Origin of the sequence: Halovivax limisalsi, from assembly GCF_023093535.1 — an archaeon.
Taxonomy (GTDB): domain Archaea; phylum Halobacteriota; class Halobacteria; order Halobacteriales; family Natrialbaceae; genus Halovivax; species Halovivax limisalsi.
On the sequence record NZ_CP095757.1, the window covers coordinates 1337455 to 1352079 of the forward strand.

The following is a 14625-nucleotide window of genomic DNA, read 5'->3' on the forward strand; positions in this document are numbered from 1 at the left end:
GGGGTCACCGATCGACGGAGACGCGGTCGCTCGCCGGGGGTTCGGCGGTGCCGCCGGGACCGGTCGACGGGTCGGCCGTCGGAACCGACGCGGCGAGTCGGCTGAGTTCGGAGTCGACGTCGGTCTCCGACGCGAGGACGAGGCGGATCGCGTCGCCCTCGACGGTGTAGATCGTGAGTTCGCGCTCTCGCACGCGCGAGATGGCGATGCCCGTGTGATGCGACTCGCTTCGATACGCGAACGCGGCCGCGAGGGTGCAGCCGACCGCCAGCGCGGTCAGTGCCGCGACGGATATCCCGACGTCGAGACGGACGATCGCCGCGAACGAGCCGACGGCGATCGAGGCGGAGACGGGGGCGAGCCCCCGACGCCAGTTCGCGAGCGCCCGACACGCGTTCGCGCCGATCCGTTTCCCCAGGTTCACCGGGCGGGACCTCCGGGCGGCCACTCCAGCCGACCGAGTCGTTCGCCAGCCTGCCGCGACGACCCCCGCGCCCGTCCGGAGGGTGGGCCAGATCGATCTCGCCCCATCGACGCCCGATCGACCGACGGATCCGACCAGCGATCCGCCTCGACGGAGGCCGGCCTCGATCGCACCGCCGGCTCGGGTCGCGAACCGCGATGCTCGATCCGCCACCGACCGCCCCGGACGGGCGCCCGCATTCGGCCGCCCGTCCGCGTTCGTCCGGTCGTCGCCCGGCGCCCGCTCTCCCGTCCCTCGCCGATCGCGGAGTCTCGACCGATCGCGCCGTCGTGCCCGCTCGTCGAACCCCATTCGAAACTCGAGCCCTCGTATCCGCCCCTCGAGACGCGCCCGCGACGACGTAGTGCTGGCGTCCAGGTGTCGATAGGCGCGCTCGATCGCGAGCCGCGACCAGCACGCGCCCGATCTGAGGACCGCCCGAAGTCCCCGGTACAATAGTCGCGTCCGCGCCCGGAGTGCCACCGACAGCGACGTTCGGATTCGGACGCTCCGGCGGTACAGCGTGCGCGTGCGATCGGTCCCCCGAATCCAGACGCCGCGAATCGTTCGACGCGTCCGCCGGCGACCGTCGGCGATCCACCCCGAACGAACCCATCGCGCGAGACGGGTTTCGCGCCGCGGTCGATCCGACGCCGACGACAGCACGTATCGCTCGATCGATCCGATCGCGACGAGCGACGACGCGACCGTCGCGAAGACGAGCGCGGCCCCGGCGTAGCCGCCCGACGATGCGTCGGTCGGGAGCGCGAGGAAGCTTGCAGACAGCACGCAGATGGCAGCGACGAGACCCGATCCCGCCGTCAGGAGTCGCGAATCGACGCCCTCGAACTGCAGGCGCGAGTGCGTGTAACTCCGGATCGAACTGATCGACGCGTAGTCGACGTCGAGTCGATCGCCGGCGCGGGAGAGACAGACGAGTCGCCGATCAGTCACCCCGACCGCGACCGTCTCGCGAACGCCCTCGTCGACGAGCCGTCCGTACGCGAGGCGTTCGAGGCGCTCGCCCGGGACGAGCGCGGCTTCGAGCTGCCGTCTCGACGGAATCATCGCTCCCGCGTACGCCCTCGGACGGCTAAGTAAAGGACCGCCTATCGCCGACGCGGAATCGACCGTTCCGAGGGGGACGCTCCGTCTCGGCGACCGTTCAGCGGTCGATCGTCGTCGGTGGGACCGAGTGGCCGTCGCGGGATCGCACGGTCGAAACGAACACGTCTGTACGCCACCGATCGGACCTGTGGGAGAATGGCGAATTATTAGTCGCTCCGACACGTACGTCGGCGGACGATGACGCGCGGAAGATTCGGTCGATACGGCGGCAGACACGTGCCGGAACCGCTCGAAGAACCGCTTTCCCAGCTGGCGGACGCCTACGACGAGATCGGGACGAGCGAGGCGTTCCAGGCGGCGTTTCGCGATCACCTTCGCGAGTACGCGGGGCGGCCGACGCCGCTCTATCACGCCCGAAACCTGAGCGATCGGTACGACGCGGAGTTCTACTTCAAACGCGAGGACCTGCTTCACGGCGGTGCGCACAAGATAAACAACTGTCTCGGGCAAGCCCTCCTGGCAACGCGGGCGGGGAAGGAGCGACTCATCGCCGAGACGGGCGCGGGCCAGCACGGCACTGCGACGGCGATGGTCGGCGCGCTCTTCGGCCTCGAGACGGAGATCTACCAGGGGAAGAAGGACGCCGAGCGCCAGCAGATGAACGTCTTCCGGATGCGCCTCATGGGCGCCGAGGTGAACGAGGTCACCCGCGGCGGGGCCGGGCTGGCCGACGCGGTGGACGCGGCGCTCGAGGATCTGGTCGCGAACGTCGAGAACACCCACTACCTCGTCGGCAGCGTCGTCGGGCCGGATCCCTTCCCGCGGATGGTCCGGGACTTCCAGTCCGTCATCGGCGAGGAGGCCCGCGAGCAGTTCCGCGACCGCACGGGCGAGCTGCCCGACGCCGCGGTCGCCTGCGTCGGCGGCGGCTCGAACGCGATGGGGCTGTTCGACGCCTTCCGAGACGACGACGCGGTCGACCTCTACGGGGCCGAGGGCGGCGGCGAGGGACCCGACTCGACGCGCCACGCCGCGCCGCTTTCGGCCGGAACGGACGACGTCATCCACGGCATGGAGACGCGCGTCATCGCCGACGACGTCGAGGTCCACTCCGTCTCCGCCGGTCTCGATTATCCCGGCGTCGGCCCCGAACACGCCATGTTCCGCGAGGAGGGCCGCGTCAGCTACGAGGCCGTCACCGACGAGGCGGCGCTGGCCGCGTTCCGCGAGTTGAGCGAGACCGAGGGCATCATCCCCGCGCTGGAGTCGAGCCACGCCGTCGCGAAGGCGATCCAGCTCGCAGAAGATGGCGATCACGAGACCATCCTCGTCAATCTGTCCGGACGCGGCGATAAGGACATGGAGACAGCGGCGGAGAAATTCGATTTCGATTGAGGCGACCGGCTCGAACCGTTCGAACCCGCGTGCGAGGCATCGAAACGGATACCGCCACTCTCGACGCGTTTCTCCGTCGATCTGAACTGCTCAGCGAAGTCGGCTATCTGGCGGTCGATAGCTGGTGCGTCCGGAGTCCGAGGCCGGACTCGGGGACGGCTCTCGGGAGCGACCCTCCGTCGATGCTCCCCGTCGCCCCACTATCGATGATCGGCGGCAACCTGTTCTCGATACTCGCCGCCGTCCCTCCGTCCTCGACGACCGTGACGGTCCGGAAGGGGCCGGCGTCGGCGGGGTCGACCGATCGACCGACGCTAGGACAATCGTTCGCGTACCCGCTTTGCGAGTCGGTCCATGGCCTCGTCAGCTCGCGAGACGGCGTCGGTCAGACTCAGAAAGCCGTGGGCCATCGCAGGATAGTGGTCGTGCTCGACGGCGACGTCGGCCTCGGACAGCCGGGAGGCGTACGCCGCTCCCTCGTCGCGAAGCACGTCGTGGCCGGCGGTCACCACCGTCGCGGGGGCGAGACCGTCGAGATCGGTCGCTCGCCCGACCGTCGCGAATGGGTTGTGCTCGTCCACCGGACTGCGGAGGTAGTTGTCCCAGAACCAGCGGACGTCGGCCGCGGTGAGCAACGGCCCGTTGCCGTGGGCCTCGTACGATGGACGGTCGAACCGGCGATCGGTCATCGGATACAGGAGGAACTGTCCGTCGAGCGAGACGGGGGGATCGCGCATCGAGTCGGTCCCGGTAGCGCGTCCAGACTCGGCCGCCCGTCGGGCGTTCCGCGCCCGAATAGCCGACGCTGCCGCCAGGTTCGCGCCGGCGCTCGTCCCGGCGACGCCCAAGCGGTCGGGATCGCCGCCGAGGTCACTCGCGTGCTCGCTCGCCCAGGCGAGCGCGGCGTAGGCGTCGTCCGTCGCGGCCGGGAACGGGTGCTCCGGCGCCAGGCGGTAGTCGACGGAGAGGACCAGCGCGCCGGCCCGATCCGCGAGCTCCCGGCAGATGTCGTCGGCGGAATCGAGCGTGCCGAGCGTGAAGCCGCCGCCGTGGGTGAACACCAGCGTCGGCGGGGCTTCCCGCTCCGGTCGGTAGACCCGAATCGGCAGGTCGCCGCCCGGCCCGTCGACTCGCAGGTCTCGGACCGCCCGCAACGGCGGCCCCGACTCGCTCGCAAACACCTCGTCCTCGAGTGCTCGCGCGCTCGCGACCGAGAGCGACGACCACTGTGGCACGCCGGCGGCCTCGATCTCCGTGACGACGGCGGCGAGTTCCGGATCCAGTGCGTCGGTGGCCCCGGCCGCCACGTCCGCCGGTGCTGTCGCGTCGGGGCCCGAATCGTCCATGCGCCAACCGTCGAGCGAACGGCACATGAGTCCACCGCCCGCGGTGGCGGGTCGTCGTTCGATCCGAGCGGGCTGTCGCGTCGAATTCTACTTGTCGCTCGCCCCCGAGAACGACCATATGCCCAGGCGCGACGAAGACGGAGCGGTCGACTCGGACCGCACCCGGCACGATCTCCACGCCGATCGCGAGTCCGCTCGCGAGCGCGACCGAGCCGACCCGCTCTCGGAGTTTCGCCAGCGCTTCGAGATCCCGGACGCCCACTACGCGGCCGGTAACTCGCTCGGCCCGATCTCCGACGCGGCCGAGGCGAGTCTCCAGCGCGCGATCGACCAGTGGCGCGACCTGGCCGTTCGGGGCTGGACCGAGGCCGAACCGCCGTGGTTCTGGTACGGTGAACGACTGGGCGAGCAACTCGCCCCGGTCGTCGGCGCCGAACCCGCGGAAGTCGTCGTCGCCAATTCGACGACGGTCAACATTCACACGCTGATCGGGACGTTTCTGGACGGTTGCGGACGAGACGATCCGACGGGCGTCCTCGTCAACGAGCTGGACTTTCCGACCGATCACTACGCGATCCGGGCCCAGCTTCGCCAGCGCGAGCTGGATCCCGACGCACATCTCCACGTCGTCGAGAGTCGCGACGGGCGGACGATCCGGACCGACGACGTCGTCGCGGCGATGGACGCTCACGACGTCGGGATCGTCTTCATGCCCTCGGTGCTCTATCGCAGCGGCCAGCTGTTGGACGTCGAGGCGATCACGGCAGCCGCCCACGAGCGCGGCATCCTCGCCGGGTTTGACCTGGCGCACTCGATCGGCGTCGTACCGCACCAGCTCTCGGAGATCGGCGTCGACTTCGCCGTCTGGTGTTCCTACAAGTACCTCAACGCGGGTCCCGGCGCCGTCGCGGGACTGTACGTCAACGAACGGCACTTCGACGAGACGCCCGCGCTCGCGGGCTGGTGGGGCCACGAGAAGGGGACGCAGTTCGAGATGAATCTCGAGTACACCCCCGCGGCGGGCGCGGGCGCCTGGCAGTCGGGAACCATCCCCGTCTTCAGCGCCGCCCCGCTGTTCGGCGCGCTGGAACTCGTCAACGAGGCCGGCATCGAGGCGATCCGCCAGAAGTCGATCGCACTCACCTCGTACCTGATCGCGCTCGCCGACGATCGCCTCGCCGATCGCGGCGTCGCCGTCGGGACGCCCCGAGAGCCCGCCCGCCGCGGCGGCCACGTCGCGCTCGAACACCCGGAGGCCGGCCGGCTCAGCGAGGCGCTGCGCGACCACGGGGTGATCGTCGACTACCGGCCGCCGAACGTGATCCGCGTCGCCCCGTCGCCGCTGTACACCTCGTTCGAGGCGGTCTTCGACGTCGTGGACCTGCTCGCCGAACTGCTCGCGGATCGCCGCTACGAGGCCTACGACGCGGAGAGCGAGGTGACGTGAGCGGTCCGAATCGGTGTGGAGTGTCGTGGGGGATCGGTCTCGATCCGAACAGTTACTTTGGTGATTGTACCATCCCCTTGCATGCAAGGAATGCTAGAATTCTTCGTGATCCTCGTCGCCGTCGGCATCTACCTCGGGTTCGGCGTGGTCGGCGCTTGGCTCTACGACCGGCACCTCAAACCGCGGCTGTACGACGAGTGAGCGGAGACTTCGCCGATGGGCTTTTGCGCTCCGTAGCGCCTCGGCACCTGCACCAGCGTCGCCCGGAACATAGGAGCGTTTTTCACGTCACCTGACCCAGGGTCCGGTATGCTCGATTACGTCTCGCTCGAGGACGACCTCGACGCCGAGGAGCGCATGATCCGCGACACGGCGCGCGAGTTCGTCGACGAGAAGGTTCGTCCCGACATCGCCGACCACTACGAGGCCGGCACGTTCCCGACCGAACTGATCCCCGAGCTGGGCGAACTCGGCTTCTTCGCGCCGAATCTCGACGGCTACGGCCTGCCGAACGTCTCCGAGACGGCCTACGGCCTCCTGATGCAGGAGCTCGAGGCCTGCGACTCCGGGCTGCGCTCGATGGCCTCGGTGCAGGGTGCGCTCGTGATGTACCCCATCCGCGCGTTCGGCAGCGACGCCCAGAAGGAGGAGTGGCTCCCGAAACTCGGCGAAGGCGAGGCCGTCGGCTGCTTCGGCCTCACCGAGCCCGAACACGGCTCGAATCCCTCGGCGATGGAGACCCACGCCGAGGGAGATGCGGACGGGTACGTCCTCAACGGGTCGAAGACCTGGATCACCAACGCGCCGATCGCGGACGTGGCCGTCGTCTGGGCGCGCGACCGCTCGGCCGAGGACGAGCCCGTCCGGGGCTTCCTCGTCGAGACCGACCGTGACGGGTTCTCGACGAACAAGTTAGACGAGAAACTCTCGTTGCGCGCCTCGATCACCGGCGAGATCGGTCTGAACGACGTCCGCGTTCCCGAGGAGAACGTCCTCCCCGGCGTCTCCGGCATGAAGGGGCCGCTGTCGTGTCTCACGCAGGCCCGGTACGGCATCGCCTGGGGCGCCGTCGGCGCCGCCCGCGACTGCTTCGAGACCGCCCGCGACTACGCGCTCGATCGCGACCAGTTCGACGGCCCGATCGCGCGCTTCCAGCTCCAGCAGCAGAAACTCGCCGAGATGGCCACCCAGATCACGACGAGCCAGCTGCTGGCGTACCGCCTCGCCGAACTCAAAGAGCGCGGCGACCTCCGCCCCCAGCATGTCTCGATGGCCAAGCGCAACAACGTTCGCATGGCCCGCGACCAGGCCCGCGTCGCCCGCGAGATGCTCGGCGGCAACGGCATCACGCTCGACTACTCGCCCATGCGCCACATGGCGAACATGGAGACGGTCTACACCTACGAGGGCACCCACGACATACACACGCTGATTCTCGGGCAGGATTTGACTGGCATCGCGGCCTTCGAGTAGAGCGTGGATTGAGCGAATGCGAGGCGGGAACGAAGTGACCGCCTCGGACAGGCGAACGGCAGCGCCGTGAGCGGAGTGAACGAAATCCTCGGAACGACGAACGGCGACCAGCGGGAGGCGTGAGTAGCGAGGGGCCGACCGAAGCGAGGGGCCTCGGAACGACGAACGGGGAGCGGTGGCGAGGCCGAGCAATAGCGAGACCTCGGAGTAGTGAACGGCGACCGGTGAGGGCGGTCGATAGGCCCGCCGTGGTAGTGTTTCGAACGGCTACTGCCCGCGTTCCGTGATGGTGAGATCGTACTCGCCCCAGCCCCGTTCGGCGTCGACGAGAATCCCGAGCGTCGTCTGTCCGTCGAGCGAGGACTGGATGGCCTCCTCGGCGCCGGAACCGGCCGAGCGGTCGTCGTAGTCGTCTCGCGTGGGCTCGCGACCGTCGTAGGTCACGAAGAGGTCGAAGTCCGCGACCGACGACGGACTCGTGAGCTCGACGGCGACGCCGCAGGGGCTGGCCGTGGCCGTGCTGTAGGTGTCGGTGTCGCTGCCGTTCCACCAGGCCAGAAATCCGTCTCGTTCGGTCGTCTCGGTTTCGGCGCCGCAATCGCCGCCGCCCCCATCGTCACCGTAGTTCTCGACGATAGCCTGCACGCAACCCGAACTCGACTGGTACTCCGTGTGGCCGCCGACCGAGTCGGTCACGTCGACGTCCGCGTAGTTCCCCGGCGTCTCTGAGTCGGCACAACTGGCGCCGCCGGCACCAAGGCGAGCGAGTCCGTCGTTGGCCGACCAGTAGTTGTACATGCCATCGCAGGAGTTCGCGATGGCGTCGTAGTAGCCGGCGCCCTGGCAGGGCGCGTCCGCGTACTCGTAGGACCCGATCATGTCGGCGTTGGCGACGGTGAAGGACCCGTCGATCGCCGCGATCGTCTCCATCACGACGATTCCGCCCATGGAGAACCCGAGCAGTCGGACCGTCGTCTCGGGGTTCTCGGCCCGGAAGTCCGCGAGCCAGTTCGCGAACATCGGGCCGGTGTCGCGGGCGTTGCCTTCGGCCGTACCTGGCAAGCCGCTGTCGTCCCAGGTAATCGCCGCGACGGTCCCCTCGTACCCCTGGTCCCTGGCGGTCGACTGGAACGTCTCCGCAACCCCCACGCTGTTGCCCGACTGGGTGTAGCCGTGGACGTGGAAGACCACCTCGTCTCGCCCCTGCGGGCCGTCCGACACCGGCGGCGTTCCGTCACGAAAGTCGATCTCTTTGATCTCGTCGCTCTGTGCGGCCGTCTCGGCGGGAGCGATACCCGCGATCGACGTGGCGGCGACCGTCGCCGTCGCGGCGCGCAACACGCCTCGCCGCGAGGCCTCGCGGGTCGGGGCGTCGCGGGTGGCTCTTCCAGACGCCTGTTGATACCGTCTCATTGCAGTCACACCACTACCTACAGTATTATCCGATAGCGGAATACTTATATCTATCCTCATAACTCCGTATTCAACCAGTCGTGTCGGCCGATCCCGCGAATCGGAGGGTGTCTACGGGCACCACCGACATCGGCCGGGACGGTTCGACGCGCCGAGCGGCCCTCGACGCACCCGGATACACCGTCCTGTCGTCGAACACCACCGTCGCCGACCGGGCGGGAGAGCGCCAACTCGTCCAGTCGGTCTCGGAACCGACGATCCTTTTTCCCGACGCAGTAAGTGTCGCACGGAGACTGGTGAGGACCCGAGATGCGATGGCCATACAGGCGGACGGTGCTCGCGCTGGTTACGCTCGCGTTCTTCGCGACGATGGCCGCGCGACTGGTGATCAGTCCGGTGGTGCCCCAGATCCGGGCCGATTTCGGGGTCTCGAACACAGTCATCGGCGTCGCGATGACGGGGCTGTGGATGTCGTACTTCGTCTCGCAATTTCCGAGCGGCGTCCTCGCGGATAAGTACGGCGAGCGCCGGGTGATCCTGGTCTCGCTCGCCGGGACGGCGCTCGCGAGCGTCGCGCTCGCGCTCTCGCCGGTCTTCGCCGTCTTCCTCCTGTCGATCCTCGCGCTCGGCGCCCTCGCGGGCCTGCACTTCAGCGTCGGGACGACGCTGCTCACCCGGACGTTCGACGACGTCGGCAGGGCGATCGGCGTTCACACGGCCGGCGGGCCGGCGGCGGGGATCGTCGCGCCGGCGCTCGCAGCCTGGGTGGGAACGCGCTACGGCTGGGAGCCTGCCGTCGCGATCGGGGCGGCGGTGGCCGTCGTGATCTTCGTCTGCTTCGCCCGATTCGTGCGACCGACGACGCCACAGCGGCCCGACCAGCCGATGCGGGAACGCTTCGAACTGGCGCCGCTGCTCGAGATTCTGACGCGGCCGCCGATCGCCTTCACCGTCGCGATCTCCGTGCTCTCGGCGTTCGTCTGGCAGGCGACGACGTCGTTCCTCCCGACGTTCCTCGTCGAGTACCGCGGCGTCTCCGGCGAGGCGTCCGGCGCGATCTTCTCGGCGTACTTCCTGATTCAGGGCGTGGCCAGTCCGTTCGTCGGGACCGCCTCCGATCGGTACGGCCGCGACGTGACGACCGCCGCCGGACTGGCGATCGCCGCGACCGGCTTCCTCTCGCTGGTTGCCATCCCAGGGTGGCTCGCCGTCGCGTTCGCCGTCGTCGTCCTCGGGGTCGGCCTGAGCTGGTCGGCCGCGTTCCTGCCGCGCTTCTTCGATCTCCTCTCCGCCGAGGAGGAAGGGGCCGGCTTCGGCCTCGTCCGGACGGTGTACGGCCTGCTCGGGGCACTCGGCTCGGTGAGCACGGGCCTGTTGGCCGACTCCTTCGGGTGGGCCGTCGCCTTCTGCGTGCTGGCGTCGTTTCTGGTCGTCGTCTGCCTCGCGCTCGCGTGCAATTCCCTGCTCGACCTCGGGGCCTGATGGCCAGCCGGATCGCGGCCCGCCGATCGAATTCGAACATAGCTTTAAGGCGCGCGGGACACTCCTTGCGCCTAGCGATGGCTATCGATCCACAGTTTCACGAGAACCGCGAACAGGTAGACGAGTGTAACGGACACGCCGTCTGGGGGCCGGTCGACGAACCGGAGGAACTCGGAATCCACGGCACCCACGTGGCCGTCGACTTCGACATCTGCATCGCCGACGGCGCCTGTCTCGAGGACTGCCCGGTCGACGTCTTCGAGTGGGTCGACACCCCCGGCCACCCCGAGAGCGAGGAGAAGGCCGATCCGACCCACGAAGCCCAGTGTATCGACTGCATGCTCTGCGTCGACGTCTGTCCGGTCGACGCCATCGACGTCGACGCCGGTCGAACCGCTTGAAGGCGCTCACCGTCGGTTCCGACCGCCTTCAGTACCACGGTGGGTGACAATCGGGTCGATAGCATCGGCGAATCGCCTCGTCGCTTCTTACGGATAATCGATGGTCTCCGTCGGCCGGACGGTCGCATCCGCTCGGCTGGGCCGTCAGTTTCCTGCGTCGGGACGCAACCGCGTTCGCATGGCCCGCCGTCCCGTTCGAACTGGCGATTGGTGTCCGCTGGACCGACAGCCCGACGTCCGGTGCCAGACGACCCGACTGGCGACTGACGGGAGTGACTCGCGAGAACCGTCCGAAAGAGCACCGGTCAGAAGTCGTGGTCGGGGTCGTCCTCGACGGAGCGCTTCAGCGAGTCGCGCCGCGCCTTGGCGTCTCGGGCGGTGGCCTCGAGCAGGAAGTCGTTCTTCGCGTCGACGGCGTCGGCGGCCGCCTCGAGTTCGTCGGGGCCGAGTTCGGTCGGGTCGCGCTCGTGGAACTCGACGGCGAGTTTGTCCTTCTTGCCGGAGTACGAGACCGCGCCGACGACGATGCGTTCGAAGACGGGGTTCTCGGGTTCGCCGACGACGTACAGGTCAGAGCCCTTGTACTCCTCGGTGCCCGTGATGGGGCCGAAGTAGTCCTCGACCGTCTCCTCCATGTCCGGGATTCGTTCTTCGAGGTACTCCCCGCGACGCATCTTGTACTCCTTCATGCCTCGTTGGAAACACGGGAGGCTCTTTACCTCTTTTCATCCGTCGTGATGGAGCCGGGGCGGGACCGAGTCCCCGTCCGAGGACGGGTTTCGCGGCGACGCCCGGTACGGCCGATCGGCAGCCGAACTCACCGGCTCGACCGACCGCGATCCGACCGACTCCGGCCCGACCGGCTGCGTCGCGAGGAACCGCCGTTCACTGCTCTCGTTCGCCCAGGTACCCCTTCTTGCACTCGGGGCAGATGTCGCCGGCCCGAAGTGACGCGCGGTCGCTCGGGGCGACGAACGAACAGCGCGGGCAGAAAAACACCGTCGGCACGCCGTCGCGCGCGGGGGAGGTACCGGGATCGGGGGCCTCGCCGGCGCTCTCGATCCCGGACGCCGGCGTCGGGTCCGATCGCGTCTCGGCCGAGTCCGCGGCCGACGCCTCCCCGGTCTCGGACGGGTCCGATTCGGCGTCCCTCCCGCCAGCTTCGGGCGTTCGAGACTCCGACGGGGCCGTTGCGGCGTCTCCGTCGAGGTCGCGCTCCGATTCGTCGGCGTCGGGCCACGCCGCCTGCTCGGCGTTCGGTTCGGCTCCGGCGCCATCGGCGTCCGGCCACGCGGCCGGTTCCGCCTCCGGTTCGGCTCCGACGTCGTCCGACTCGGGCCACTCGCCGTGTTCGCGAGTCGGTTCCTCGTCGCCGTCGGGTCCGTCTTCGTCGAGGATTTCGCCGTCGTCCGTGATCGGCTCGCCGTTCTCGTCGGTCGGGACCGCGGTCGCGTCATCCGCCGGGGACGGCTCAGACCGGGCCACCTCGGACGGGACTGCTTCGTCAGTTCCGGCGTCCTCGGCCGACTGCGCCGGCGTCGACGCGTTCGGGTCGGATTCGGCCGCCGGTGCGCTCGACGACGATCCCGGTTCGGCTCCGGACGCCGCTGCTGCCGTGCTTGGGTCGGGATCGATGCTCGGTTCCTCGGCATCGGCGATGCGCTTGACCTCGGTGTTCTCGCTCAGGACGTTCCGTTTGCCACAGCGCGAACAGGTCTCGTATTCCTCGACGGTCACCACGACTTCACTTCCGCGTTCCTCTCGCTGGCGATCGACCTCGGGGTCCCCGAACGCGTGGCCGAGCAGCGAACATCGGACAGCCATTGGAGGAGGTAGCCGACCGCGGCGGTAAAAACGTACCGCCTGGGGGAGTCGCGTGCGCCTTCGATCCGCGGATCACCCGGATGAAACGGGCCTCGAGCCGGCGGACGCGGTAACGACAAAGATCAAATCCCGGCCCCGCAAAGGGTGACGTATGCGAGCGAAACGCGAGTATCGCGACCGGGCGGAGGTCCAGGTGGCGATTCTCGACGCGCTCGTCGATCGAACCGACGACGGGATGACGATCTTCGAACTCCGGGCGGCCGTCTCCGCCGACATCGACGAACTCGAAAACGGCCTGGCGGCCCTCAAGGCCGACGGCCTGATCGACGTCGATAACTCGGGAACCGAACTCGTCATCAGACCGGCCGACAGCGTCGTTCCCGGCCCGACGGACGAACCCGACGAGTCGATCGGCGAGTGGATACGCGACCGATTACCGTTCTGACCCTCCCATCGTGGCCGACAGTGCCACTCCAACGAAGCGGGCCAGGATTGCCACTCCAACGAAGACGGCGGTCAGGACACTGCAACGGAGACGACCGGGATCGGTCCGCGACGAACGGCCGGGACCGCCACGTAGAAGGGCGGCCCGCACCGACTACGTTTCATGACCGTCATCGAGTCGATTCACGACGCGCGCGGGGCGACGTTCGCCGATCGCGGCGGTCGGCGCGTCGTCGCGGACTACGGCCGGCCGGAACGGGCCCACCTGGCCGTGCGCAACGGCGTCGGCTGCATCGAGGTCGGTCGCGGCGTCGTCGTGGTGGAGGGGGACGATCGCGTCGAGTACGTCGACAACGTCGTCTCCAATCGGGTTCCGGAGACGGAAGGCAGCGGCTGTTACGCCGTCGTCTGCGATCCGCAAGGCCGGATCGAACTCGACCTCTACGTCTACAACGCCGGCTCGCGCCTGCTCGTCTTCACGCCGCCGGGGACCGCCGGGCCCCTGGTCGAGGACTGGCGCGAGAAGATCTTCATCCAGGACGTCGAGATTCGCCTCGCCACCGACGAGTTCGGCGTCTTCGGCGTCCACGGTCCGCAGGCGACCGAGAAGGTCGCGAGCGTCCTCAACGGGGCGAGCACCCCGGAGGACCGACTCACGTTCGTCCGCGGCTCGATCGGGGACGCTGGCGTCTCCGTGATCCGGACCGACGGTCTCGCCGGCGAGGAGAGCTACGAGGTGGTCTGTGCGGCCGCGGACGCCGAATCTGTCTACGAGCTCCTCACGATGCAGGGCGGCTCCGCCACGCCCTTCGGCTACCGGACCTGGGAGACGCTCACGCTCGAGGCGGGGACGCCGCTGTTTGCGACCGAACTCGAGGGGACGATCCCGAACGTCCTCGGACTGCGATTCGCGCTCGACTTCGAGAAGGGGTGTTACGTCGGTCAGGAGGTCGTCTCGCGCGTCGAGAATCGGGGCCAGCCGAGCCGGTGCCTGATCGGCCTCGTCGTCGATCCGAACGGCGAGGTCGAGTCGGCGGCCGGGACCGGATCGACGGACTGGTCCGACCCGGGGGCCGACGCGCCAACCGGCCCGATTCCCGACGCCGGCGCCGCCGTGTTCGCCGGCGACGCGAGCGTCGGCGAGGTGACCCGGGCCGCGCACGCGCCGTCGGTCGACGCGTCGATCGCGTTCGCCCTCGTCGAGTACGACCGGGCGGACGAGCGGTTCACCGTCCGGATCGACGGCGACGAGGTGCCGGCCGAGCGCCGGGAACTACCCTTCGTCGAAGGCTCAGATCGATCGGCGCGGCTCCCCACCTACACCTGACGGACTGGCAACCGACTGCCCACTGAGTATTCCCCGTCATCACCGGCCGCGCCGATTCCCGCGACACTCGTCATCCGCAGGCCCTACGATAAAGCGACTCGCCGGCCGACGATCGAGTATGGACGACCCGGACTACGAGGAACTCGTCGACCGGATCCGCACGCACTCGAGCGACGCGCCCGGGTCGGACACCGAGCGCGTGACGATCCGAACGCTGGAGTCGGCCGACCCGGACGCGCTGGGCGAACTCCGCGCGGCGATCGACGAGGAGGCGATCGAGAGCGCCGACCTGACGTACGTCCTTTCGCGCTCGACCGCGTCGTCGGTCCGCGATGGCGGGGCCGGCGCCGATGGAGACCACGCCGACGCCCTCGAAGAACGGCTCGGCACGCCGATTCGCGTCGCGGACGGGATGCCCGACGACGCCGTCTTGCTGCTCGATCCGGACGCCGTCGCGGACGGCGAGCTGCGGTCGCCGTCGGCGATCGCGCTGGGGACGCTCAAGCAGGCGGACACCTGAAGTGGGGCGATACACGAAACTG

At 68.8% G+C, this 14625-nt stretch carries 13 protein-coding genes; 8 read left to right on the forward strand and 5 right to left on the reverse strand.

What is annotated here, in order from left to right; all coding sequences use genetic code 11:
* Positions 1–4: 4 nt before the first annotated feature.
* The gene (locus MXA07_RS05985; protein ID WP_247731135.1) at positions 5–1531 is read right to left on the reverse strand and encodes a hypothetical protein; all 1527 of its coding nucleotides are present in this window, start codon (positions 1529–1531) and stop codon (positions 5–7) included.
* A gap of 237 nt (positions 1532–1768) precedes the next feature.
* Here MXA07_RS05985 and trpB point away from each other — a divergent pair, with 237 nt between their 5' ends.
* A complete protein-coding gene (gene trpB / locus MXA07_RS05990) occupies positions 1769–2926 on the forward strand; it encodes a tryptophan synthase subunit beta (RefSeq protein WP_247731136.1) in 1158 nt (385 codons plus the stop codon).
* 314 nt (positions 2927–3240) lie between these two features.
* Here the strand turns inward: trpB and MXA07_RS05995 are convergent, their stop codons facing one another.
* Positions 3241–4272: an alpha/beta hydrolase gene (locus MXA07_RS05995; RefSeq protein WP_247731137.1), complete on the reverse strand. Its 1032-nt coding sequence runs from the start codon at positions 4270–4272 to the stop codon at positions 3241–3243.
* A 118-nt stretch (positions 4273–4390) separates the two neighbouring features.
* Here MXA07_RS05995 and kynU point away from each other — a divergent pair, with 118 nt between their 5' ends.
* Both kynU and MXA07_RS06005 read left to right on the forward strand, forming a co-directional pair.
* The gene (gene kynU, locus MXA07_RS06000) at positions 4391–5719 is read left to right on the forward strand and encodes a kynureninase (protein ID WP_247731138.1); all 1329 of its coding nucleotides are present in this window, start codon (positions 4391–4393) and stop codon (positions 5717–5719) included.
* 309 nt (positions 5720–6028) lie between these two features.
* Complete coding sequence (locus tag MXA07_RS06005) at positions 6029–7192, forward strand: acyl-CoA dehydrogenase family protein (protein ID WP_247731139.1); 1164 nt, start codon at positions 6029–6031, stop codon at positions 7190–7192.
* A gap of 267 nt (positions 7193–7459) precedes the next feature.
* Here the strand turns inward: MXA07_RS06005 and MXA07_RS06010 are convergent, their stop codons facing one another.
* Positions 7460–8605: a lipase family protein gene (locus MXA07_RS06010; protein ID WP_247731140.1), complete on the reverse strand. Its 1146-nt coding sequence runs from the start codon at positions 8603–8605 to the stop codon at positions 7460–7462.
* 309 nt (positions 8606–8914) lie between these two features.
* Here MXA07_RS06010 and MXA07_RS06015 point away from each other — a divergent pair, with 309 nt between their 5' ends.
* On the forward strand, positions 8915–10087 hold the full coding sequence (locus MXA07_RS06015) for an MFS transporter (protein WP_247731141.1): 1173 nt from the start codon (positions 8915–8917) through the stop codon (positions 10085–10087).
* 77 nt (positions 10088–10164) lie between these two features.
* A complete protein-coding gene (locus MXA07_RS06020; RefSeq protein ID WP_247731142.1) occupies positions 10165–10488 on the forward strand; it encodes a 4Fe-4S dicluster domain-containing protein in 324 nt (107 codons plus the stop codon).
* Between the two features lie 305 nt (positions 10489–10793).
* Here the strand turns inward: MXA07_RS06020 and MXA07_RS06025 are convergent, their stop codons facing one another.
* A complete protein-coding gene (locus MXA07_RS06025; protein ID WP_247731143.1) occupies positions 10794–11177 on the reverse strand; it encodes a DUF5611 family protein in 384 nt (127 codons plus the stop codon).
* 196 nt (positions 11178–11373) lie between these two features.
* On the reverse strand, positions 11374–12312 hold the full coding sequence (locus MXA07_RS06030; RefSeq protein WP_247731144.1) for a DUF7093 family protein: 939 nt from the start codon (positions 12310–12312) through the stop codon (positions 11374–11376).
* 151 nt (positions 12313–12463) lie between these two features.
* Here MXA07_RS06030 and MXA07_RS06035 point away from each other — a divergent pair, with 151 nt between their 5' ends.
* From MXA07_RS06035 to MXA07_RS06045, 3 genes are all read left to right on the forward strand, one after another.
* Positions 12464–12757, forward strand: coding sequence for a DUF6432 family protein (locus MXA07_RS06035; RefSeq protein WP_247731145.1), 294 nt, complete (start codon positions 12464–12466; stop codon positions 12755–12757).
* A 162-nt stretch (positions 12758–12919) separates the two neighbouring features.
* Positions 12920–14083 (forward strand): CAF17-like 4Fe-4S cluster assembly/insertion protein YgfZ, encoded by a 1164-nt coding sequence (ygfZ, locus tag MXA07_RS06040; protein ID WP_247731146.1) that lies wholly within the window; start codon positions 12920–12922, stop codon positions 14081–14083.
* Between the two features lie 118 nt (positions 14084–14201).
* On the forward strand, positions 14202–14603 hold the full coding sequence (locus MXA07_RS06045; protein WP_247731147.1) for a hypothetical protein: 402 nt from the start codon (positions 14202–14204) through the stop codon (positions 14601–14603).
* The last annotated feature ends 22 nt before the right edge of the window (positions 14604–14625 follow it).